Below are 22127 nucleotides of genomic sequence, written 5' to 3'. Positions count from 1 at the left end.
ATTTAAGCATATTTGTCAGATAATTTTATTCTTGTAATAAGATTTTATTTTAATAAATCAATAGTTATAACCTAACTAAACATTAAATGAAGCATTACCTAAATTTAATCAAAGCTACTTAATATATATTAGTCATTTTATGCGAGCCAAATATTTTCATGGCATATTCAAGACGTAAATTCTTTGGATTAGCAGGTGCAACAGCAGCCGGCACTTTAGCTATATCTCCTTTACAAGCTTTTCTTGCCAACAAAGCCTTTGGTCAAACAACAACTATGGGATATGGTCCGCTTGTACCAGATCCGAATAACTTGTTAGAGTTACCAGCAGGATTCAAGTATCGAGTTATATCTCGCACTGGTGATCTTATGGCCGATGGCAATCCAGTACCTAACTTGCATGATGGTATGGCAGCTTTCCAAGGACCCAGAGGCACAACCATCTTGATTTGTAACCACGAAATTAACGGTACTGGCGTTACTGGTTCACGAGTACAAGTACCCAGTGATTTAGCTTATGATCCTGTTTGCAAAGGTGGTACTACAAACATAGTTGTAAATTCCAATCGTCAGCTAGTTAAACAGTTTGCCTCTCTTGGTGGTACTATTCGTAACTGTGCAGGTGGTCCAACTCCTTGGGGTTCATGGATTACCAGTGAAGAAAATACCACCACACCTGCTAACGGTGAGGGTCGTGTACAGTCACATGGTTTTAACTTTGAGATTCCTGCTAGTGCCACTGGGCCTGTGAAAGCAGTGCCTCTAGTTGATATGGGACGGTTTAATCACGAAGCTATAGCCGTAGACCCTAAAACGGGATATGTTTATGAGACTGAAGATAGAGGAGATGGTCTCTTCTACCGTTTTATCCCCAACGTGCCTGGAAAGTTAGCCGAAGGTGGCAAACTCCAAGCTATGGTGATTGTTGGTAAACCTTTTGCTGTCAATACTAATAATCGCGATCTAAATAGTGGTCAGTTCGCTGTGGGTCAGAAATACTCTGTAGATTGGGTAGACATTCCTAACCCTAACCCAATAGCAGATGATGTTCGATTCCAAGGTAGTAACTTGGGTGCAGCCAGATTTTCCCGTGGAGAAGGTATTTGGTATGGCAATGGTGAAATTTATTTCGCTGCTACAAATGGCGGATTGATCAGTCGTGGTCAGATATGGCGCTACATTCCTGGTGATGAGACAATTGACCTGTTTGTAGAGTCTAAATCTGCGGATGAACTTAAGGCTCCAGATAATATCGTTGTGGCACCTTTTGGCGATCTCATTATTTGTGAAGATGCTTCTGGTACGAATTTCTTGAGAGGTGTAACTCCCCAGGGACAACTCTATACTTTTGCCCGTAACGCCTTTAATGGTAGCGAGTTTGCCGGAGCTTGCTTCTCACCGGATAATCAAACAATGTTCGTCAACGTCCAAAGTCCTGGTATTACTTTGGCTATCTGGGGGCCTTGGAACAGTAGACAATAATACATTTTCCCATTACTGAGTCAGAGTAATTTTTAGAAAAAAGCGATCGCCTCACCTCGAAATAGCGAATGGCGATCGCATTAATTGATCACACCATCACCTCTGTAGTTACTCTTAAATTTTCAATCCAGACAATCCTGTTTTCTGGAATTAAACGTTTGTTGGCGATCGCAAGTTCTGGTGTACCATCGCTACGTGCCACATATAATCATCAATCTTTTCAGTCACGGCTTGATTGATATACCGCCGTGCTAACTCTACTTGCTTTTCTGCTTCAAAATATAATCCCACATAAAAATAACTGTAAAATTTAGCGCGTTGATCGTGGTCGTTGCCTAGCTGGAGTAAATCATCTGTGGAACAGCGTCCGGCATACAAATCATATACGCGCTGCATTACTAATCGAGGGTCATTTTTTACTTCTAATAGAGTTTGACGTGCTGCGGTAACACCGTCAACTTGAGCAATACAAAGATAGCGCCAAACGGTTTCTTCCACATCTTGAAAGTTAACAGTTAAATCTATCTCAAATTGTTTAGCACCTTCAGCAAATTTGGCAACATAGTAATAAGATAGTCCCCGTTGCCACAAATATGGTGTTAAACGCGGATCGAGTTTTTCTGCTATGTCAAAATCAGCAATGGAAGCCTGAATATCTGCTAGCTGAAAATAAACCATCCCCCTTTGTATATAAGCTTTAGGTTCATGGGGATGGTTAGCGATCGCATCATGCCAACCGGCAAGTTTTTCTTCTAAGAGATTACTGGAGTTCATTATTTTAATTTTTAATCATCCAATAAACTCATCAATGCGTGAAGTTCAGGGTCTTGTGACTCTGATAATTGATGTTGTAATTCTAATATTTGATTCTTTAATACTTCAGATGTGTAAAGCAGATTAGATTTTTGGGCGAGTTTTAATTGACTTTCCTTTATCCTAATTTTTCTGATTAATTCATCTACAACATCAATTGAGTCAAAATCTTGAGAAATCATCATAACCTCCGCACCGCAGAAACTCCTGGCTTGAGAAATGGGGTAAGGTGTGACGTTTATAACAACCTTACACTGATTCAGATATAAAATTCAAATATAAATCATACACTCTATTGACTCAAATTTGACACGAGACAATACAGTTAATTAAAGCTGCAATAATTTAGGTTAAGGCTAAGGAATTCCCGCCTGTGCAAAAATTTGTTGGGGTGTAATTTGTAACCCTTCTAATAGAGAATCTTCTAAACTATCTTTACCAGTTTTTGTCTGCGGTCGGGTATCAGGATAGAATATTGTAACTGTTTTCGCTCTGGCATCCACAACCCAAACTCTCATCACACCAGCATCAAGGTAATCTGTGGCTTTAGCGCTCATTTGCCCAAAGCTTTGGTCGGGTGAAATAATTTCAATGGCTAATTCTGGAGGTATGGGACAAGCTTCGTCTGCAATTACATCGCTAGATAAGCGAGAATAGGAAACATAAAGTAAGTCTGGTACAGGAACCCAATCTCGACCTTGGCGTTTTAAAGTAACTGCCCAATTTATCCCAACCTCGCCCCGATTTTGCGCCCATTGAGTTAGAAATGAGACGATTGCACCTGTTAGTCTGGAATGAAATCTTTTTGGTGCTATTTTGGGTTTTGCTTCGCCATCAATTAATTCGTGTGTGATATCCCCTTCTGGTAGAGATAAGAATTCTTGGACTGTAAGTTGAGTCATAAAATTAGCGTAGCTTACCGTACCTTTGTCTCTATTTTGATAGAGTTTAAAGTAGCTATCAATGTATTGGGAAAATGCGCTTAATTTTATACAGCAAGCCGGGATGCCATTTGTGTGAGGGTTTACAGGAGAAGTTGGAACAAGTCCAAAATCTCAATTTTGATTTGGAAGTTCGGGATATTACGACTCGTGAAGATTGGTTTTTGGCTTATCAGTATGAAGTGCCGGTAATTTGTTTATCGACGAACCGCCAAGAAGCCAAGGACGCGGAGGGGGAGAGGATTGAGGAGCGTTTGCCACGTCCTTCTCCTCGTGCTAGTGTGCAGCAGTTGACGCAAATGTTGGCTAAGTATTTCTCCAATTAGGAAAAAATAATGCAGAATAATCGCAAGGGAATTTTGTGGCGAGGTTCACTAAATGAAATTGCGGGAATTACTAGCGGCTGTCGATTCTGTTAACTATTCGGCTGTGGCGGATGCGGAAATCAAGGGTTTGAAGACGAATTCTCATGCTTGCGGTGTGGGTGATTTGTTTATTGGAATGCCTGGAACACGGGTAGATGGGGGGGATTTTTGGCCAAGTGCGATCGCTTCTGGTGCTGTAGCGGCGATTGTTTCACCGGAGGCTGTACAGAAAAATCCCCCTACTGATGCGGCTGTGGTTGTAAGTGCGGCGGATATGACTCAAGCCTGCGCCCAATTAGCGGGTGCTTTTTACGGTTATCCGGGGAAAAAACTCAAATTGGTGGGTGTGACTGGGACTAATGGTAAAACTACCACTACTCATTTAATAGAATTTCTCCTGACTAAAGCCAATCTATCTACGGCTTTAATGGGAACTCTCTACACTCGTTGGCCTGGTTTTGAACAAACTGCTGTCCACACTACGCCTTTTGCGGTGGAATTACAACAGCAACTAGCTGAAGCGGTCAATGCTGGTTGTGAGTTTGGGGCGATGGAAGTCAGTTCTCATGCTTTGGCGCAAGGTCGAGTTTTGGGGTGTGAGTTTGAGGTGGGGGTGTTTAGCAATCTCACTCAAGATCATCTCGACTATCACACCGATATGGAGGATTATTTTAATGCCAAAGCATTATTATTTAGTCCTAATTATCTCAAGGGACGAGCAATAATTAATGCTGATGATGCCTACGGTCAACGTTTAATTGCTGCTTTAAGTTCCGAAAGGGTTTGGAGTTACAGCGTTAATAATCACAGTGCTGATTTGTGGATGAGTGATTTAAGTTACGAACCTAATGGTGTTAGTGGAATGTTACATACACCAAAGGGTAATGTGGCTTTTCGTTCTCCCTTGGTGGGACAGTACAATTTAGAAAACCTTTTGGCGGCTGTGGGTGCAGTTTTACATTTGGGGCTAGATTTGCAGTTGGTGGCGGCAGCAATACCTGAGTTTCCTGGGGTTCCTGGACGGATGGAACGGGTACAAATTAATCCTGAGCAAGAAATCAGTGTAATTGTGGATTATGCCCATACTCCTGACAGTTTAGAGAATTTGCTCAAAGCTGCACGGCCGTTTATTCCCGGAAAGATGATTTGTGTGTTTGGCTGTGGAGGCGATCGCGATCGCACTAAGCGTCCCAAAATGGGTAAAATTGCGGCTGAGTTAGCTGATGTCGCGATGGTGACATCAGACAATCCCCGGACTGAAGACCCAGAACAGATTTTACAAGATGTTTTGGCGGGAATTCCCGATACTGTTCAACCTACAGTAATCTGCGATCGCGCGATCGCTATCCAAACGGCAATTTTACAAGCACAACCCGGTGATGGCGTGTTACTGGCTGGTAAAGGTCACGAAGATTACCAAATTCTCGGCACGGAAAAAATCCATTTTGACGACCGAGAACACGCCAGAGACGCTTTACAGTCCAGACTAAAAACCCAAAGTTAATCCTGTACTTCTTTAGCTGGTAGAAATGCTACTTGTGTCTCTACTAGCTAAACTCAAACTTTGGCAAACCTCTAGCACACTACGCGAAAGCTGTTCCCGTGTTAGAGTAATCAATGCATCCTCAAGAATGTTGTTAACTTTCATACAATGCCTCAAGTAGAAAACGCACAACTTAGTTGCTGTTTCTGGTGGAGTTTTCAACATTCTTCTTATATTTATTTTTTCTGTTCCTGGTTGTGCTTGACTCATGAATGATTTTCAGCGTAAGGATTTGTCCGTTTATCGGCTGGCTTTGGAAGTGCAAACACCTCCTGAACCATTGCCTCTCAATCCTGCTACACTGCTATCACTGGTGAGGTCACAAATAGACTTACTGATTTCACAACAGATCACGGCAACTTTTTGGGTTAAATTACCACCAGGAAAAATTTGGCACTCAGAATTATTACGTTATCAATCTTTCATCGGGACATCTGGGACAATCTATAATTGCCAGATCAAAGAGAACGCACAAGTCGAAGATCAAGAAAAAATTACTTCCTCATCTCACCATATCTGCGTACAATTATTACCAAACAAGCAATTGCGGCGAGAATATTTTTTGATGGTGTTGTCGCCGCAGTTTTGTAGTTTAATTGTGGCACATCGACCGTTAAGAATCAGCAAAACCCAGAAAAAACCGCCAATGCTGGCTATGACTACTATTGATAGCAGAGTTATCCAACCAGTATTAGATGGCATCAAACAAGCGACTGTCCGAAAATCAGCCCTAAGTGCATCTACTGATTTTATTTACCCCAGTGTATCCGAACCAGCAATCATCAGTCAGTTGTTGTCCAGACAACTCCAGCGACAGAATGAAATTAATCGCCACATCTCGAATAAACGCATTGTGCAATTACAGCAGCAAAATAAAAAGTTAGAGAATAAAGAGCAAAGACAGGATGAATACTTTCGGAGTGTGTGCCATGAATTACGTACACCCTTAACACAGATGAAAACAGCCCTATCGTTGTTGAATTCACCTAATATTAAACCTCCACAGCGACAACGTTATTTACAGATGCTGAATACCCAATGCGATCGCCAAAGTAATCTAATTACAGGTTTATTGGATTTGGTGGATTTGGAGTATGATTTAGAGAAGAAAGCGTTAGAGTTGATTAATCTTGCGGATATTGTGCCTGGAGTAGTCAGCACTTACCAGCCCGTAGCGCAAGAAAAAGGCATGATATTATCTTGCACAGTATCCACTGAATTACCAGATGTTTGGTGTGTAGTTGGTGGAGTGAGACAGATAGTAATTAGTCTGTTGCAGAATAGTATTAAATTTACCCCTAATGGTGGTCAAATCTGGGTAAAGGCGTGTGTTCAAGGCGATTATGTGCAGTTAGAATTCCGTGACACAGGCATAGGTATTAGTGAAAATGAGATTTCCAATATCTTTGACTGCTTTTATCGAGTCCGTTCGGGAATCACAGAAGATGTCGGTGGTGCTGGGTTAGGCTTAACCATCGTCAAACGGTTGTTGTGGCGTTGTGGTGGTTCTATTTATGTTAAAAGTAAACTCAACCAAGGGTCTACCTTTATAGTACAACTACCGAGAGTTGAGAAAACACCAAGAGCGATCGCTTGAACAAAAACTAAACCATTTCTTACCTTCTTTCTTTTCTTCTTCCTTAGCGCTCTTTGTGTCCTAAATGGGGGCATACGCTGCGCGTTAGCGGAGCTTTCGCTTTAGCGATATGCGGTTTGTTCCTCTTAACCTCCAACTTCAAAGTTTTAATTTTTGCTTACTAGTAACTTCCAAAGGTAAGAAAATAGTTAAAACTTCCCCATAATGTTGGCGTTGACGCACAATTAGTTTGCCGCCAATAGCCTGAAATAGATGCTTAGTTGCCGCCATATTCAAACTAATCGTACCTGTTTCTGGTTGAAACATCAGCAATTGCCCAAGAGCCTTGCGAATTGGTGGTGTAACATTCCCGCTAGCTGGATTACTGCCTTTGCAATGGAATTGAGGCGATAATTGTAACTTGAGTTGATCGCCAGCCGGAATCACCTGAACTTGAATATGACTCCCTGGGGGTAAACTGCGGGTGAAATTCTCCATCAAACCAGTGAGGATCTGATCCAGCATATTGGGATTACTGACCACCGTGGGTAGTTGCTGCGGTAAAACCACATCCAAGGTCAAATTTCGTCGCTGCGCCGCTTGTTGCCAACGGGGGACGCTCTGGCGCAACACCTGATCTAACGACATCGCTGTAAGTTGAGTATTTGGAGATTTCACCGAGGGACAAGTTTCTAATTCGGCGGCTTTAAATAGTAACTCCATCCGGTCAATTTGCTCGGTACACTCATGATCAATAATTTCTAACCGACTAGTGACGTTAGCAGGTAAATCTCGCCGTTTTAGTAGTAAACGAGTTAAGGTGCGAATTGTGGTTAATGGTGTGCGAACTTCGTGAGCAAAAGCTTGGAGTAATTCTACATCGGGGACTGCACTTCGGCTACGCTCAGTGTCCAGGGTCTGAGGTTCGGTCTTCTGTTGGCAGTCTCCACTACTTTCTGATACTTCTTTATTCGCTTCTGGCTCTGTCAATTCTTGAAGTAACAACTGACTAAAGTGAATTACAGTCCGGTAATCTGGTGCAACGGGAGCATACTGTTGTACTAATGTATCCAGTTCGGCGAAAAATTCTGGATTAGTTAGCATGACTCTTGCACCAAGCGATCGCCAGGCTTGCTGTACCACTTCTGGCTCAAAGGAAAATCTAAATGCTTTATGACCGCTTTTATCTTCTTTTAAAACCAGCACTAATCTAAATTTGTCTGTAAAAATTAAGCAAAAACGCTCTGTCGCCAGTGGATCTGCTGGTAGTAAAGACAGCACTGATTCGTGGGGAACCATTTCTTGATTTGCAGCTGCGATCGCACTTGGCATTTGAAATGGCATCAGTGCCAGGGGGTTAAATGGCTTGGCTGTAAAAGTGACAGTTTGCAAGCTTTGAGTTAATGTTGGCTGACTAAATAGAGGTGCGGGTGCAGCTAACACTAATCCTTGAGTCACATCAGGTGAAGCCGTTGCTAAACTTTTGGTCAGCAGTTGTTCTGTCGCGGCTAAACTAACGCACCATTGTCGCTCTGCTTTCATTGGTGAACACTCAGCCACAGTTGCTTCACTTTCGGCTAAAATTTCACTTAGACTTGGCAATATCCATTGATACACAGGTATTCACCCCTAAATTGAAGAGCGACGGCAGCATTTAAATTAGCTATTTCACTACTACTTATGAGGTTATATTCTTTTGTGTACCAGCGACAGTGGTAGAACCGAACACGATAGGTGCAATTTCCCCTGTTACAGGTATTTTCAGGTAAATAGACCACGCTGTAGGGGCGCAAGGCCTTGCGCCCTTACAACTGATGTAATAGTTTAGCTCTGCGGCTAATTTTGTCAATTAAGCGCTCACGATATAGACTGAGTTAATCGCCGCTACACGTCCAGCATCCAATAAAGCTTGATATACCATCACTGCAACCTCTGCCCTTGTCGCATCGCGAGTGGGGTTTAGTACATTGAGGTTAGGATAATTAACAATAAGTTGCTTTTGGGTTGCTGTTGCTACTGCATTTTTAGCATAGTTAGGAACTTTTACTTGGTCATCGAAAGTTCTAATGGCAGTTGTATTATTAGCAGATAAGCCCAATCCATTTACCAAAGATACTAGCACTTGTACACGCTGAATATTCTGGTTAGGGCTAAAGGTATTATCAGGATAACCAGAAAGAAGTTGCCCCTGATAGGCTTGTTGAATTACCTTGAATGCCCAAAAATTTTCTGCTACATCCTTAAATTTGATCGCAGTACGTTTCACTGGTGGGTTGAAAGCTTTCACCATTAAGGCTGCATATTGCGCCCGTGTCATCGTTGCATCAGGTTTAAATGTGCGGTCAGGAAAACCGCTAACTATTTCTCTTTGGACTAATTCTCGAATAAAGGCCGCAGCCCAATGATTACCAATATCGGTTAAGTTTATAGGACTCGGTGTCGGTGTAGGTGTAGGTGTAGGTGTAGGTGTGGGTGTCGGTGTGGGTGTCGGTGTGGGTGTCGGTGTGGGTGTCGGTGTTGGCGTTGGCGTTGGCGTTGGCGTTGGTGTGGGTGTGGGTGTGGGCGTTGGTGTTGGTGTTGGCGTTGGTGTCGGTGTTGGTGTCGGTGTTGGTGTCGGTGTTGGTGTGGGCGTTGGTGTTGCAATACCTGCAAACTCTACGTTTCCTGTCACTTTATTGGGGTCTATTTGATTTCCGAAAGAAAGCAGCCTGTTGGAACTAGCATTCTGCACATCAAATTTACCGTTATTGCGGATAATATTACCCCCTGGATTATTAATATTGCCAATATCCGGTAGGGCTGTGCCAATAATTGTCAAACCATCGTCAGTATTATTTTCAATGACATTATTACGCAGTACGGGAAGCGCACTACCAGAGACAAGAACCCCAGAACGGTTTTCGTAAATTTTATTATCTACAAGCGTCGGTGATGCAGTATCACTAATCGCAATGCCAAAACCTGTATTGTGGCAGGTATTACCTTGAATTTTACCTTGAGAATTGCGTGCGATCGCAATGCCATTGGCTGCATTCTCAGTAAACACATTTCCTTCAATAACTGGATTAGCATCGCCTGTAGCAAACACTCCCTCACGTTTGCAGTTGATGAAGGTGCTATTGGCAATCGTAGGGGTACTTGATTCAACCCAAACTCCACTACCACGGCTAGCTAAATTAGTGACAGTTACCCCCCGTAGTGCGGAGTTATTCAGCATCACAAAGGTGACGTTTTGACGTGCAAAGGTGCGGCTGAGATAGTTACCACTACCTTCAATCAATACGCTGCTACCTTTGTTAGCTTCATTACCTAAAACTCTGACATTCTCTGTAATTGTAATAGGAAAAACTTCACCACTGGCGGCATTGTAATTACCATCTGCTAATTGAATCTCAGTTTCCTGTGTGGCTAGTTTCAGGGCTTGGGTAAGGGTTTTGAAAGGGGCTTGTTGGCTACCAGAATTGGTATCACTGCCTGATGCTGGATTTACGTAAAATTTTTGTACCATATTTAACAACCAAAAAATACATACTTATCTTAGCGCGATCATCGCTAAACCTAATACTTAAATTTTCATATAGGAATCCGATTTGATTATTGAAAAAATCTAAGTATATGTAGTGGTGTGACAAGCTTAAAATGATGCAAAAAATTGTAGGTTGGGTTGACGTAAGGAAACCCAACATCATTGGCAGCGTTGGGTTGCGCTGCGCTTAACCCAACCTACTTCTAATGCACTGTTTTAGGCTTGTCAGTCCAGTAGTGGCGTGACAAGCTTAAAATGATGCAAAAAATTGTAGGTTGGGTTGACGTAAGGAAACCCAACATCATTGGCAGCGTTGGGTTGCGCTGCGCTTAACCCAACCTACTTCTAATGCACTGTTTTAGGCTTGTCAGTCCAGTAGTGGCGTGACAAGGCTAAAATGTTGCAATAGATTTTTGAGAAAATTGAGATAAATCAAGACTTCTGCCTTGTTCGTAATGCACTATTTTAAGCTTGCCACGCCACTACCTGTGTTTCATAAATCAAATATGAGTTCTATATTAACTACCGTATTTGCCTAATAAATTCCCGAAAAACTAGTAATTATTTAACTTTAGGTAAATCAGAAATATTATAAGTTTCTACAACAAAAATAGCTGATGATAGTAGAACTAAAGCTGCAAGTGTTAAATTAATAATTTAACCTGCCAATGTTGCCAGGTCTTTTAAAGAATATTCTATTTGTTCTCTGCTGAGTAACATATTCATTAATTTAATACATTACCGATAAATCCCAGTACAATTAAATATTATGAACATTCATCTAAAAACAATCAAATTCCGATGAACCCAGAATACTTTATGCACCTCGCAATAGAAGAAGCTAAAAAAGGAGATGCGCCTTATGGTGCTGTGATTGTTAAAAATCAAGAAGTTGTGGCTGTAGCTCATAATACTGTCAAGCGGGATAGCGATCCATCAGCCCATGCAGAAATTAACGTCATTCGTAGTTTAACAGCTAAACTGAAAAGTCCTTCTTTAGAAGGTTATAGCATATATACAACTGGTGAACCTTGTCCAATGTGTGCTACGGCCTGTGTATGGACAGGTGTATCTGAAATTGTCTATGGTGCTTCAATTCAAGACTTAATCTCGGTTAATCAATCACAAATTGATATTTCTTGTGAAGAGGTGATTGCTAAGTCATTTAGAAATATCAAAGTAACACGAGGGATTTTAAAACATGAATGTTTAGCATTATTTAATTTGGTTTAAATTTTTAGGGTACATTAAAATTAATTAACATACCCTAAGACAGATGAATATTTAACTAATGTGTGTTTGTTGCAGTTAATAAACCTAGAAAGTTGATGCACCAGTGGCTACTAAACGCCTAAATAAAGCCTCTGACCAACCAGTTTCTCTCAAGACAGCAGAGGTAGAAACTTCCACATAAGCTTGCTCGATAAAAGCTAAATCGATCATACACATTTTGCTCAGTGATTCTTGTAATTCTTCCGATTTAGCACTGATTTTTAAAGCTCTACCAACCTCATGAACCACAACCCCCATCGCCGGAACCACATACTGAGGAACAATGCCAATTTTTACATGAATAACTCCAATATGCCAACGACATTTAGCATATTCAGTACCCCAATCATCCATCCCTGTAAACATTTGATGAAACCATTGAATAAATGTTTCATGTAGGCGGTGGACACGTCCCTCAACCTTATTTAAGATGGCATTCATTTCTTCATCACGCCCTAGATAAGCATAAAAATGATCTGCCATTGCTGGAGCAATTTCTAATCCCCATTCTGCATTTGATTTCAAAATAGCTTTATCTTCGGAGGTTAAAGATACTCGTTGTTCAAGAGTTTTTAAGAAAGCAAAAGAATCGATAGTCATAATTAATCCTTAGTATGAGTAAATGAATTTAAGTTAAGCTTTTTAGATCGAAAGTTGAGGGCTGGAATGATAAACCAATCTTGGAGACTGAATTATTTATGTCGCAGAAAACTGACTAAGCCTTTAAGGAATGACTGACTGAGATTTTTTTTCTGCGGAGGTTCTTCCACCGGTTTTAAGGCTATGGCGGGAGAGGAATTCGTTAAGTTAGATGTTGCAGTAGCCAGCATAAAATGTTCCTCTACTAAACCAACGACAATGAGCCGAAAGGCAATTTGCTGCACAGTTTCTACAGATATTCTCAAATGAGTAGCAATGTTATTTAGGGAAATTTGACCATTGACAAATTCCCATAGTTGCCATTCCTGGGCATTCATCTGTATCTGAGGCTGTTTTGCAATCAAACTTGATAAAGCTGACGTTGGATCTGGTAACTTGTCTGCGAAAGCATTCCAGTTTCGCAGCAATCGTAAGCCCATCAGTATGACCTCATTTGCTGCCATACTCAGACCTGTCATCTCTGCTATCGGCCAATTTGCTGTTGGTGTAAATGAAAACAAACCATCCTCGAGTTGAAACAAAGCAGATACTTGCCGGATTACTTGGATATTAAATAACAGTTTCAGTTGTTCTGCTTGTAACAATCCTTGGGACTTTAAGCATAGTCCTAGAGGTGTGTTGATAAAATCGGGACAGATATTAGCCACCCTAGAGATAACACGTTCGCTGATCCAGCCTCGTTGGGCAATCATTAATGTCAGCCCTTTTTGATCCAGGCGATCAGATGCAGCAATTAAACGACCTTGATGTAGCCAGATATAGTAATGTTCTTTTTTACTATTTTCAGAGAGGATTTCAATAGCCAGTAATCCTGTTTTTTTTCCGTGATCTAAAAAGTGGAGTAGTTCTGGCAAAGAAAAATCTGCCAAGTTACCAGTAATAGCCATAACATTTCTTCTTTCTAGTTAAAAATTTGAATTAAGCTACAAAAGTTTGCATGAAATGATTTACTAAAACAATCACCGCATTAGCTACAGAGTCTCTTTCCATTGGGTTAACCTTGACCATCGGCGGTAGGTTATTCTCATCCACATATCCCAGAGAAAGAAACACATCTTCTTCAGACCAAGCTTCGGGAGAATCCGTATGGGTAAGACCAATAACCATAGGGATCTGCGCCCTCTGATTCATAAAGGTAATAATTTTACGTGCTTGACGGAAATCTCTAGGTCGATGTGCTGCTACCAGTAAGATATAAGCGTGAGCCTTACGAATCAAGATATCCCACATAAAATCAAAGCGAGACTGTCCAGGTGTACCATAAAGGTGCAATGCCATATCGGGGCTAAATTGTAACCGCCCAAAGTCCATAGCAACAGTAGTCTTTTTCTTCAGCAAAGCTGTTTCATCAGTTGCCAGTGTATCTGTATCTACGACTTCAATTTCACTGATAGAACGGATGAAAGTGGACTTACCAGCACCTACAGTTCCCGTGACAATCAAGCGCATGTTTTCCATGCTTTTTAACCCATAAATAAACAATGATTAGTCACTGGTGACTGAATTTCAAGTTGCTAATTCCCTGTTAAGAATACTTAATATCTGCTTTCTCAGGTGCAGGGAAACTTTGATTAACTCAGACCATAATTACATCAGAATCAGCTTCAGTTCTGAGAGAACACGCTTGATTTCTAGCATCAGTAATCCCTGTTTAGCTGTTTCACGAGCTAAAACGAGCAAGACAGCTTCTTCACCGCAGCCTGTCAGAATGCCAAAGCCTTTATTACCCTCAACAAAGATGCGGTCAATAGTCCCTCTAGCTAACTCCAACCCAATGCGTTCGCCTAAAGAAAGCATAGAGGCTGACATTGCCGATACCCTTTCTTCATCCATTCCACCAGGCAAACTTGTTCCCAAAGGTAGACCATCAGGGGTAACTAGGGCGGCTCCCTGAACGTCAGATGTCCCAGTTACAAAGTTTTGCAAAATCATGTTCAGCTTTTCTGCGTTGATTGCCATTTTCTTATTCTCCCGTTGTTTAAAAAATTAGTAATATTTGAATTTGGATGATCACAAATTACTCGCCAGAAATTTTTATGTTATCGATTTATGTGGTGGTTACTCCTGATGATTAAACTCAAGTATTTGCTGATTACTACCTCGAAACCAGAATTCTTTGTTTAGTCACATCTTACATTTTCTGAATGCGGAACTGCTTTAACATTAAAATCTCGGTTTAAGCTAGATAACCAATAAATAGTAGAACTGAATCAACTGGATTAAATGAAAATTCGTTCCATCAGTTCTCTACTTGGTTTGATTATGCCTAGTAAAACATTAAATTCAAACCGAGTAAATACGTATTTATTTAAAATATTACCAGTAGGACTTACGTATATTCTATGTGTAGCTATTAAGCAGCAGCAATTCTATTCTGATAAAAATGAAAAAAAGCAATTATACCTACTATATTGAAGGCGGTTATATTTACTTTTTAGTGAGTAAATACTCATTGATAATTAAGGAAGGTTAAGTTTTTGAATTCTTTCCTAAACAGATAATATTTGTAAATTTTTTAAGCTATTTTCTGTAAATAAACTAAAAATGTGTTGGCTATAATAGCCGCTTGGGTGCGATCGCGCAAATTCAACCGATTTAAAATATTAGTGACATGATTCTTTACAGTCCCCTCAGAGATATAAAGTTGCTGGGCAATTTCTCGGTTATTAGCACCCACAGCAATTAACCGCAAAACCTCTTTTTCTCTGGGAGTAAGTTCGGCTAAACTAGGTGGTACAGGAGGTAATGGAGTTGGTGTAAGTGTGGAAAATTGAGTCACAAGTTTTTTGACTATTCCCGGCCCTAGTTGTGTATATCCTTTATAAACTGCACGAATAGCCACAGCTAACTCTTCTGATGGTGTATCTTTGAGCAAATAACCCATTGCGCCATTCTGCAAGGCGGCTTTGACATACTCATCATCATCAAAAGTTGTCAAGACTAAAATTTTAATTCCTGCACAACGTTTTTGAATTTCTCGCGTAGCTGCAACCCCATCCATGATCGGCATTCTGATATCCATGAGAATGACATCAGGTTGTAGTTGTTCACTCAACTTAATTGCTTGTTCGCCATTTTCAGCTTCACCGACTATTTCTAAATCTGGTTCTAGTTCCAATAATGCTCTTAATCCTTGACGAATTAAGTTTTGGTCATCAACTAGTAACACGTTAATCATCTTGTCAAGCTCAATAAAGGAATATCAACTAGAATTTGGCAACCAGAACCAAGATGACTATTAATTTTAAATTCGCCTCCCAGTGCTAAGGTGCGATCGCGCATACTTTGCAGTCCAAAACCCGTGGTATTTTGCATGATATCAAAACCTGTGCCATTATCTTGAATTATCAAGTGGAAACGTCCTTTAATTGTGGCGATTTCTAGTTTAACTTCTGACGCGTGTGCATATTTAGAAATGTTTGTCAATGATTCTTGGATAATTCTGTAAATAGAGATAACCACGTCAGAGGGTAGGGAATATTCTAAATCAATGAGGCAAATTGCTGAAATGCCATTGGAGCGTTGAAAATCTTCTAATAGACTAGCGATCGCTTGTGCTAAAGTCTGATCTTGCAAAGGATTGTAGCGCATAGCAGAAACAGAATGGCGAACATCATTCAGAGATTTTGAACCCAGTTCTTTCGCTCTAGCTAAAAATGTTTGAGCTTTAGCTGGATTAGATTGCCATAATTTTAAAGCCGTTTCTAATTGCAAATTTAAAGCCGTTAAAGAATGTCCTAATGAATCATGTATTTCTCTAGCAATGCGGTTGCGTTCTTCTAGAGTCGCCTGATTCTCAATCCTCAATGTATATTGACGCAGCTTTTCATTCGCAATGGCTAATTTTTCTCGACTTTGACGTTCAGAGATCACAGCATTCATTAATAGTAAGATAAAAATCAGACTTAAGCCGAATATCAACGCCAAGCTGAGGGGAAAAAACCGAAAGCGTTCTTGGGCATGAGGCGACAATGACAGAGGCGATTTAAATAGGCGATATCTGAGTGTAAGCAAAAATAAACTAAAGGATATCATTGTCACTAACAACCGCCCAGGTAATTGAAAAATTAGGCAACTCCGAGTGACTAAAATTATGTAGAGAAACGGAAATAGCCTGGCAATTCTCCCCCCAAAAAATCCAGTTGTGACAATCAATAAAATTTGGCAGACCGTATAAATTAATTTATTAAAGTAGTTCTTGGTGGGTAATCGTAAACCCATGATTCCAAAAATAATTAAACTACAAATAGTCAGTTCAGGGAATCTAGCACTAAACCGTGGAGAAGGAGATGGTAGTGCAGCTGTCAAAACGGCAATAGCTAGTAATACCCATTCCAAATACAGCAAAAATCGAAAAGGATGATTGTTAATTTGAATCGGACGACTCATAAGATTTATAATTATCTTATTAGGGGGCAAATAACTTATATCTTTACTGTAGTTTATCGGGAATTACCAGTCACATTTGGCAACACTGTTCATGACTTTAGTCATGGGTATAATCGTGACTTTATGCTCATGTCACTGGGATTGGAGATTTCTTATGATGGTGGCATCTCAAACAGAAAACATCACCAGGTAATCCATGAAACTCACACCATTATCAGTGCTAGGTGGAGCGATCGCCTTAACTGTAACTGCAATACCTTTTGCATCTCAAGCACAAATGAGATCCTCTTCACCTCTACAAGTTGCACAAGCAGCGCAAGCAGGAGGGAAAAAAGGCGCTTGGGGTATGCAACGTTTGAATTTAACAGAAGCCCAAAAAGCTCAAATGCAGACGATTAAAAACAATACTCGCGCCCAAATGCAAGCAATTCTCACCCCAGAACAAAAAGCAACCTTGGCAGCTGCAAAGGAAGCACGTCAAGGACAAGGGCAAGGAGGAAAAAAGGGTTGGGCTAACTTAAATCTGACTGAACAACAGAAAACTCAAATGCGCCAAATCCGGGAAACATCGAAAGAACAGATGCTCGCAGTGCTTACCCCTGCACAACGCCAACAAATGCAGGAAATGCGAGAAAATATGAAAACCCGCCGTCAGCAACGCGATTCCCAATAATTTCAAATTTCACTCTTCATCCGCAATAATTTTTATCAGACTTCTTGCAGAGTCAGGGATTAGGGGGAATAATAACAACCCTTTTCCCTTTACCATTTCCAGCACACAGAATAAAAATTAGGTCAATACCTAGTAAAAGTTAGGAGTTATGAGTTATGAGTAAATTAAAACTCCTAGCTTGATTAAGATGTCTCAAGAATTCGCCATTGGTAGTAAAGTCAAAGTTGTAGCACTACCACCCTACGTCAAAACCGCAGATCCTATGCCCATGCTACGCCCCCCCGATGTAATTTGTTTAGGGGAAGAAGGAACAGTGCTTGATCGCCGCCCTGGAGGATATTGGGGTATACACTTTGCGAAAGGCAAATTTCTCTTGGATAGTCAATATATTGAAAGCACAGATACACCCCTTGAATCTGATTTGGAAGGAGAAGAGGGCGACCAAAAATTGTAAACTTGTGTAAAGTTATAATTTTGGTTTTCACCATGATTTCTCGGCGCAACTTTTTAAATATATTCCTTGTCAGCTGTTTTGCTCTCATCAGTTGGTTGCATCTGACCCCGGCTGCTGATGCTATGGGTGGTAAATTGCCGGCAATCAATCAGCCTGCACCAGAGTTTACTTTGCCCACCAACACAGGTGATGGCAATATTTCTCTGTCTGACTGGCGCGGTAAGTGGGTAGTTCTCTACTTTTATCCCAAAGATTTTACCTCTGGTTGCACCATTGAAGCTCGTCGTTTTCAGCAAGACTTACCCAAATATATCGACAAAAACGTTCAAATTATTGGTGTAAGTGCTGATGATATTGATTCCCACGCCGAATTTTGTGATTCAGAGGGGTTAAAATTTCCCCTATTAGCTGATACCACTGGTGCGGTGAGTAAAGCTTATGGTTCTTGGATCGGTGTTGTCTCGATGCGCCATAGTTTTATCATCGATCCCGAAGGAATTTTGCGGGAAACTTTTGTGAAAGTTAACCCATCAATCCACAGTACAGAAGTTTTGGCGCAACTTGACAAATTGCAGTCTATGGCTGCGCCACGCCAGCTATCAATCTCTTAGCGTTCAGTAATTTGAGGATGAGGAAGTTAATTGGACCGCAGAGGCAGTGCCTAACCCCTCTGCCTTCCTCATTACCGTCAGCAATAAAAATAGCTGCAATATTCGGCGAAGTTTTACTAAAATCGCCAATCATCTAACTGCGTCACTAGAAAATAGCGCACATGATCAACGAAAGAAGATCCCCATTTGTTAGTGCCATGTCCCATCCCAGGAACAACATAACAAGCACCATCGCCAAAGCACTTAGCACATTCTTGAGCATCTCTAACGCTAACAATGGGGTCGTTAGCACCGACCAAGAAGCGAACTCGACGCGGAGGCTGAACCTTCTCAACATAAGTCATTGGGTTACAAGCAAAACTATGATCGTCAGGGTATTTGAGATTATTGACTAATTGTAAAACCTGAACTAAAGGTTTCATCTCTGGTTTGACTCGCCCCAAGATTACTTCTGCTAGTCCACCAAAAGGTGAAGCTGCTAACTCTGGTAAAATTGGGTATCCCCAGCTTTGAGCAAAAGACTGGAGATTAGCATGACCAATCGTTCCCAGTAGCCGTTCTCCAAGACCATCAGCAGTAAAGGCATAGGCGGCCTGTAAAACTCCCATACTGACTCCAAATAGTGCCAAGCGACTATCGCTGATGCCGTAGCGTTCATAGCAGAAGTCACGTACTCTAGCAATATCAGTAGATAGGTAGTAGAGGAGTTAGTTAAGTTAATACTGACAGACTACTAAAATACGGTGTAAATAGGGATACCTTTTAAAAAATCCTAAAGCCCAAAATAAAAGTTTTTTAACTTTTAACTTCCGCCGTACTGTACTAGTGTCTTATATTTCCTGCCTCATCTATTCTCGCCTTTTTCCTGAAGAAGCGATCGCCAGTTTTCAATAGCCTTTTCTGTCCACAACCAATTCTTACTCAATTGATTAATCTGGAAATTGATGGGATCATTAGTCATCACCGTTTGCCTCAACTTGATAGCTTCATTCAGATATTGCCTTTGTTTATTACTAGCTGGTTGACTAGATGCCGATGTATACAGCCCCAAAGCTAATCCAGCATAGGAAGTTAAAGCTTTCTTAGACAGTTCAGTATTGATAGCTACTGCTTCAGTAGATGCTGTATTTTGCTGTTTGAGGGCTAAATCTAAAGCCTTAAACCAAGAGTTATTAGCCCGATTTAAATCATTTTCTGCATAATAGGCAAATCCCAAAGCATTATTATATAAAAGTGAATCCGGTTGAGATTTCACCGCACTTTCCCAATAACGGCGGGCATCATCGATGCTGTATTTTGGATTTCCAGTCTGAACAAATTGCCACGCTAATCTCCCCTTAAAAAAATTCACAGCCGGATCATTGAGTTGCTCTCTTGGAACTAAATTCAGGGAAGTTTCAGCAGCCGATAGCGCCCCACGATTCAGCAGTTCTTCTACAGATAGCAGCCCCTCTTGTAAGTCGCCCTGGCTTAATCTTTCTGTAGCTGCGGCGGTAACAATTTCAGTAGCAGCCTGTGTGATGTCAATTTCTGGCTGACTTTCGCGGATTCGAGACTGGGTAGGAATTGGCGGTATGTCAGGTAAAAATTCTCCTTGTTGATTTTGCCACCACCAAATCAAGGCAATAATCATAGCCACACCGATGGTAAGCTTTCCTGCGGAACGCTGCGCGAACGCTAAGGTACTTGCACCCATAACACCGACAATAGAGCGTAGTTTATCAGTGGTAACAGGTTGAGGACTGGCTGGGGCTGGTGGCAATGATTCCCGGAAAGAGTGATTATTTCTCTCTTGTGTAAAATTTCGACTAGCTTCGGTGACAGTTTCTGGTATTTCTCCCCATAACTCTACTGGCTGATCCAGGGCAGCCATATCTAACGCAGCTGGATCTTCAAGCGGTTGGTTATCTCTAAGGGGTTGCACAACTCCCCCATTCATAGGCAGTTGCTCATTTGCAGCTTTTTGGTGATCTAGCTGACGAAACAAATCCGAAACCAAAGCTGAATCTTCTGCATAGTGAGGGTCATCATCATACTCAATTTCATCAACTAGATCGCCCCACGTCTCTTCACCCAGCCAATCTAGCCCTGAATAATCATGACCTAAGCCAGAAGGAATCATGTCATCAATGGGTAGAGGTATGTCGGCATCATCTGCCATTGCAAAATACATAGCAGTGGGATTTGTCCTCAAAGGCCGATTGTGACTATACTCGTTGGGTGAGTCGGCACTTAAAGATATTTCTGGACACAACAGACCGTCAAAATCTTGTTGAAGATATAGAATCGGTAACGCCCAGTAACTCTGGTGAGAACCATAAGCAGAAATTAATCCCTGACGTACCCGACTGACACACAGATCCACTGTATAGCCGTGGCTGAGATTGCGGTAAAACAATTGTGTCAACGTCAGCGCTACTTCATCGGGAATTCGTTCTGACATAGCCAAAACGCCCCTAATGCCTCGCCTCACTAAGCTTTCTGTTAAATTGCGTTCACCCGTCATATCCCCAGTCGGATCGGCTGTAGCTGTGTATGCTCCCCAACAGGAATTAAACACAGCCATTTGAATATTATTATTAACCAGTAAACCTGCTAAATCGTCGCCACTCAGAGTTTCGGTTAAACCAGTTCTTCGACTGACAAGATAGATTTGTCCACCATTTGGCCCTAAGTTACTATGACCGGAGTAGTGTAGAACTTGGTATCTTCCTTGTTCTAAAGCTTGCGTTAATTCTTCGCGCCCTGGTTGGTCTAACAGGGTGAGTTCAATATTGGGAAAATGATTGCCATTTTCATTAGTTCGTGCTGCTTGACGGTGAAGTTCAGCTTGCAGGTTAATAGCTTCTTGTTTAAGCAAATCGAGGCGAACTTGGTCAGGAGGGGAAGCCAGCACCATTAAAACTCTTACTCCACCAGTTTCTGGTAGCGTTGGTCTGTTTCTGGATGGTAAGCGAGATGTGGCCATGATTCCGCTTTGGTAGCGAGAAAAAGCAATATAAGGGCCAGTAGCCAGGGGGCGATCGCCTGCGTGCATCACTTCCCACGGTAGACGCGCTAACCTGATATCTTTTAGCCCTAAACGTAAGCGCAGTAATTGTTGGTGGTTCTGGGCAATACCTTGGGCAGTAATCCAACTGTCTCTGAGAGTGCCTTGAAACAGTGCATTATAAAATTGCTGTCCCAACGCCACCAGATTAACAGAGTTTCTAGCAACGCCTTCTCCCTGCAACACTGATTTTAGTGGGTCATTCATGAGATTGCCAGCAGATGCCAACCACTCAGCTACAGGCCAAGTTACCAATTCTTCTGCCAATGGTACCCCAGGCGCGACTTGTTCCGTCCGCACCAAGTAGTCATTCTGCCCTACTGGGGTTACGGAAATGTGAAATTCCTGGGTCACAACTTTTCCTGTTCGCCTCCTAAATCTAGTTTGAAACGAGAAAGTTTCAATTCGATTTTTCGTTCCTTCTGATACCTTAGATGCATCCTGCTACTGAATGTTTCTGAACCAAGTTATTTTGTTGCCTCGGCTATAAGTTTATCTCTCTGAGGCAGCTAATGCCTATTGAGGGTTTTTTGCTCTTTGGTAAACAGCAACCATAATTATGATAAATTTCTCCGGGAAATACTAGATGTACAAAGAAGATTAAATTAGTAGATGCACCCTGATAACTAACTCCCCTAACTGTCTAACACCTGTTGGGGGATTTTTTTATGCAATTCACAGTTTTCGAGAATTTTCTCCGGGAAATGGTAGATATGTACAGAAGATTAAATTAGTAGATGCACCCTGATAACTAACTCCCCTAACTGTCTAACA

The 22127-nt window shown here is 41.4% G+C and carries 22 protein-coding genes; 8 read left to right on the top strand and 14 right to left on the bottom strand.

Translation table 11 applies throughout. The annotated features are described in order from the left end of the window. Positions 1-158: 158 nt before the first annotated feature. The gene (locus tag ACM0OW_RS22835; protein WP_414552627.1) at positions 159-1481 is read left to right on the top strand and encodes an alkaline phosphatase PhoX; all 1323 of its coding nucleotides are present in this window, start codon (positions 159-161) and stop codon (positions 1479-1481) included. A gap of 150 nt (positions 1482-1631) precedes the next feature. Here the strand turns inward: ACM0OW_RS22835 and ACM0OW_RS22830 are convergent, their stop codons facing one another. From ACM0OW_RS22830 to ACM0OW_RS22820, 3 genes are all read right to left on the bottom strand, one after another. Continuing rightward, positions 1632-2255 (bottom strand): tetratricopeptide repeat protein, encoded by a 624-nt coding sequence (locus ACM0OW_RS22830; protein ID WP_414552626.1) that lies wholly within the window; start codon positions 2253-2255, stop codon positions 1632-1634. Between the two features lie 11 nt (positions 2256-2266). Further along, positions 2267-2479, bottom strand: coding sequence for a hypothetical protein (locus ACM0OW_RS22825; protein ID WP_414552624.1), 213 nt, complete (start codon positions 2477-2479; stop codon positions 2267-2269). Positions 2480-2650: 171 nt separating this feature from the next. After that, on the bottom strand, positions 2651-3196 hold the full coding sequence (locus ACM0OW_RS22820) for a Uma2 family endonuclease (protein ID WP_414552623.1): 546 nt from the start codon (positions 3194-3196) through the stop codon (positions 2651-2653). 74 nt (positions 3197-3270) lie between these two features. On the opposite strand from ACM0OW_RS22820, the gene ACM0OW_RS22815 reads away from it, so the two are divergent. Together ACM0OW_RS22815 and ACM0OW_RS22810 are read left to right on the top strand one after the other, a co-directional pair. Beyond that, positions 3271-3561: a glutaredoxin family protein gene (locus tag ACM0OW_RS22815; protein ID WP_414552621.1), complete on the top strand. Its 291-nt coding sequence runs from the start codon at positions 3271-3273 to the stop codon at positions 3559-3561. 52 nt (positions 3562-3613) lie between these two features. Continuing rightward, positions 3614-5104, top strand: coding sequence for a UDP-N-acetylmuramoyl-L-alanyl-D-glutamate--2,6-diaminopimelate ligase (locus tag ACM0OW_RS22810; RefSeq protein ID WP_414552620.1), 1491 nt, complete (start codon positions 3614-3616; stop codon positions 5102-5104). A gap of 12 nt (positions 5105-5116) precedes the next feature. On the opposite strand, the gene ACM0OW_RS22805 is transcribed toward ACM0OW_RS22810, so the two are convergent. After that, a complete protein-coding gene (locus tag ACM0OW_RS22805) occupies positions 5117-5353 on the bottom strand; it encodes a hypothetical protein (RefSeq protein WP_414552619.1) in 237 nt (78 codons plus the stop codon). On the opposite strand from ACM0OW_RS22805, the gene ACM0OW_RS22800 reads away from it, so the two are divergent. After that, complete coding sequence (locus tag ACM0OW_RS22800) at positions 5352-6740, top strand: DICT sensory domain-containing protein (protein ID WP_414552618.1); 1389 nt, start codon at positions 5352-5354, stop codon at positions 6738-6740. The genes ACM0OW_RS22805 and ACM0OW_RS22800 overlap by 2 nt on opposite strands. Positions 6741-6878: 138 nt before the next feature. Here the strand turns inward: ACM0OW_RS22800 and ACM0OW_RS22795 are convergent, their stop codons facing one another. Further along, on the bottom strand, positions 6879-8336 hold the full coding sequence (locus tag ACM0OW_RS22795) for a sensor histidine kinase (protein ID WP_414552616.1): 1458 nt from the start codon (positions 8334-8336) through the stop codon (positions 6879-6881). A gap of 232 nt (positions 8337-8568) precedes the next feature. Beyond that, a complete protein-coding gene (locus ACM0OW_RS22790; RefSeq protein WP_414552615.1) occupies positions 8569-10227 on the bottom strand; it encodes a DUF1565 domain-containing protein in 1659 nt (552 codons plus the stop codon). A gap of 819 nt (positions 10228-11046) precedes the next feature. On the opposite strand from ACM0OW_RS22790, the gene ACM0OW_RS22785 reads away from it, so the two are divergent. Further along, a complete protein-coding gene (locus tag ACM0OW_RS22785; RefSeq protein ID WP_414552613.1) occupies positions 11047-11478 on the top strand; it encodes a nucleoside deaminase in 432 nt (143 codons plus the stop codon). Positions 11479-11562: 84 nt separating this feature from the next. Here the strand turns inward: ACM0OW_RS22785 and ACM0OW_RS22780 are convergent, their stop codons facing one another. The 6 genes from ACM0OW_RS22780 to ACM0OW_RS22755 all read right to left on the bottom strand — a co-directional run bounded on the left by ACM0OW_RS22780 (position 11563) and on the right by ACM0OW_RS22755 (position 16566). Continuing rightward, on the bottom strand, positions 11563-12117 hold the full coding sequence (locus ACM0OW_RS22780; RefSeq protein WP_414552611.1) for a protoglobin domain-containing protein: 555 nt from the start codon (positions 12115-12117) through the stop codon (positions 11563-11565). 92 nt (positions 12118-12209) lie between these two features. Next, positions 12210-13064 (bottom strand): DUF4388 domain-containing protein, encoded by an 855-nt coding sequence (locus tag ACM0OW_RS22775; RefSeq protein WP_414552609.1) that lies wholly within the window; start codon positions 13062-13064, stop codon positions 12210-12212. Positions 13065-13095: 31 nt separating this feature from the next. After that, the gene (locus ACM0OW_RS22770; RefSeq protein ID WP_414552607.1) at positions 13096-13635 is read right to left on the bottom strand and encodes a GTP-binding protein; all 540 of its coding nucleotides are present in this window, start codon (positions 13633-13635) and stop codon (positions 13096-13098) included. Between the two features lie 129 nt (positions 13636-13764). Beyond that, on the bottom strand, positions 13765-14136 hold the full coding sequence (locus ACM0OW_RS22765; protein WP_414552605.1) for a roadblock/LC7 domain-containing protein: 372 nt from the start codon (positions 14134-14136) through the stop codon (positions 13765-13767). Between the two features lie 556 nt (positions 14137-14692). Then, entirely contained in the window at positions 14693-15355 is a 663-nt protein-coding gene (locus ACM0OW_RS22760; protein WP_414552603.1) for a response regulator, read from the bottom strand. After that, the gene (locus tag ACM0OW_RS22755) at positions 15352-16566 is read right to left on the bottom strand and encodes a sensor histidine kinase (protein WP_414552602.1); all 1215 of its coding nucleotides are present in this window, start codon (positions 16564-16566) and stop codon (positions 15352-15354) included. Before ACM0OW_RS22755 ends, ACM0OW_RS22760 begins: the two co-directional genes overlap by 4 nt. A gap of 196 nt (positions 16567-16762) precedes the next feature. Between ACM0OW_RS22755 and ACM0OW_RS22750 the strand changes: the two genes are divergently transcribed. From ACM0OW_RS22750 to ACM0OW_RS22740, 3 genes are all read left to right on the top strand, one after another. Further along, on the top strand, positions 16763-17239 hold the full coding sequence (locus ACM0OW_RS22750) for a Spy/CpxP family protein refolding chaperone (protein WP_414552600.1): 477 nt from the start codon (positions 16763-16765) through the stop codon (positions 17237-17239). A gap of 187 nt (positions 17240-17426) precedes the next feature. Next, positions 17427-17693, top strand: coding sequence for a regulatory protein SipA (gene sipA / locus ACM0OW_RS22745; protein WP_414552598.1), 267 nt, complete (start codon positions 17427-17429; stop codon positions 17691-17693). A gap of 32 nt (positions 17694-17725) precedes the next feature. Continuing rightward, the gene (locus ACM0OW_RS22740) at positions 17726-18304 is read left to right on the top strand and encodes a peroxiredoxin (protein ID WP_414552596.1); all 579 of its coding nucleotides are present in this window, start codon (positions 17726-17728) and stop codon (positions 18302-18304) included. A 116-nt stretch (positions 18305-18420) separates the two neighbouring features. Here the strand turns inward: ACM0OW_RS22740 and ACM0OW_RS22735 are convergent, their stop codons facing one another. After that, positions 18421-18912, bottom strand: coding sequence for a hypothetical protein (locus tag ACM0OW_RS22735; RefSeq protein ID WP_414552594.1), 492 nt, complete (start codon positions 18910-18912; stop codon positions 18421-18423). A 236-nt stretch (positions 18913-19148) separates the two neighbouring features. Further along, the gene (hetF, locus tag ACM0OW_RS22730; protein WP_414552592.1) at positions 19149-21707 is read right to left on the bottom strand and encodes a cell division protein HetF; all 2559 of its coding nucleotides are present in this window, start codon (positions 21705-21707) and stop codon (positions 19149-19151) included. Positions 21708-22127: the final 420 nt, after the last annotated feature.

Source organism: Anabaena sp. CCY 0017, from assembly GCF_963920885.1.
Lineage (GTDB): Bacteria > Cyanobacteriota > Cyanobacteriia > Cyanobacteriales > Nostocaceae > Nodularia.
The sequence above is the reverse complement of the archived record's forward strand: the minus strand, read 5'-3'. Positions and strand labels throughout refer to the sequence as shown.

Bases quoted from the DNA above. Each gene is read 5' to 3' on its own strand.
- ACM0OW_RS22835 (WP_414552627.1), top strand. From the start codon at position 159: ATGGCATATTCAAGACGTAAATTCTTTGGATTAGCAGGTGCAACAGCA.
- ACM0OW_RS22830 (WP_414552626.1), bottom strand. From the start codon at position 2,255: ATGAACTCCAGTAATCTCTTAGAAGAAAAACTTGCCGGTTGGCATGAT.
- ACM0OW_RS22825 (WP_414552624.1), bottom strand. From the start codon at position 2,479: ATGATGATTTCTCAAGATTTTGACTCAATTGATGTTGTAGATGAATTA.
- ACM0OW_RS22820 (WP_414552623.1), bottom strand. From the start codon at position 3,196: ATGACTCAACTTACAGTCCAAGAATTCTTATCTCTACCAGAAGGGGAT.
- ACM0OW_RS22815 (WP_414552621.1), top strand. From the start codon at position 3,271: ATGCGCTTAATTTTATACAGCAAGCCGGGATGCCATTTGTGTGAGGGT.
- ACM0OW_RS22810 (WP_414552620.1), top strand. From the start codon at position 3,614: ATGAAATTGCGGGAATTACTAGCGGCTGTCGATTCTGTTAACTATTCG.
- ACM0OW_RS22800 (WP_414552618.1), top strand. From the start codon at position 5,352: ATGAATGATTTTCAGCGTAAGGATTTGTCCGTTTATCGGCTGGCTTTG.
- ACM0OW_RS22805 (WP_414552619.1), bottom strand. From the start codon at position 5,353: ATGAGTCAAGCACAACCAGGAACAGAAAAAATAAATATAAGAAGAATG.
- ACM0OW_RS22790 (WP_414552615.1), bottom strand. From the start codon at position 10,227: ATGGTACAAAAATTTTACGTAAATCCAGCATCAGGCAGTGATACCAAT.
- ACM0OW_RS22785 (WP_414552613.1), top strand. From the start codon at position 11,047: ATGAACCCAGAATACTTTATGCACCTCGCAATAGAAGAAGCTAAAAAA.
- ACM0OW_RS22780 (WP_414552611.1), bottom strand. From the start codon at position 12,117: ATGACTATCGATTCTTTTGCTTTCTTAAAAACTCTTGAACAACGAGTA.
- ACM0OW_RS22775 (WP_414552609.1), bottom strand. From the start codon at position 13,064: ATGGCTATTACTGGTAACTTGGCAGATTTTTCTTTGCCAGAACTACTC.
- ACM0OW_RS22770 (WP_414552607.1), bottom strand. From the start codon at position 13,635: ATGGAAAACATGCGCTTGATTGTCACGGGAACTGTAGGTGCTGGTAAG.
- ACM0OW_RS22765 (WP_414552605.1), bottom strand. From the start codon at position 14,136: ATGGCAATCAACGCAGAAAAGCTGAACATGATTTTGCAAAACTTTGTA.
- ACM0OW_RS22760 (WP_414552603.1), bottom strand. From the start codon at position 15,355: ATGATTAACGTGTTACTAGTTGATGACCAAAACTTAATTCGTCAAGGA.
- ACM0OW_RS22755 (WP_414552602.1), bottom strand. From the start codon at position 16,566: ATGAGTCGTCCGATTCAAATTAACAATCATCCTTTTCGATTTTTGCTG.
- ACM0OW_RS22750 (WP_414552600.1), top strand. From the start codon at position 16,763: ATGAAACTCACACCATTATCAGTGCTAGGTGGAGCGATCGCCTTAACT.
- sipA (WP_414552598.1), top strand. From the start codon at position 17,427: ATGTCTCAAGAATTCGCCATTGGTAGTAAAGTCAAAGTTGTAGCACTA.
- ACM0OW_RS22740 (WP_414552596.1), top strand. From the start codon at position 17,726: ATGATTTCTCGGCGCAACTTTTTAAATATATTCCTTGTCAGCTGTTTT.
- ACM0OW_RS22735 (WP_414552594.1), bottom strand. From the start codon at position 18,912: ATGGGAGTTTTACAGGCCGCCTATGCCTTTACTGCTGATGGTCTTGGA.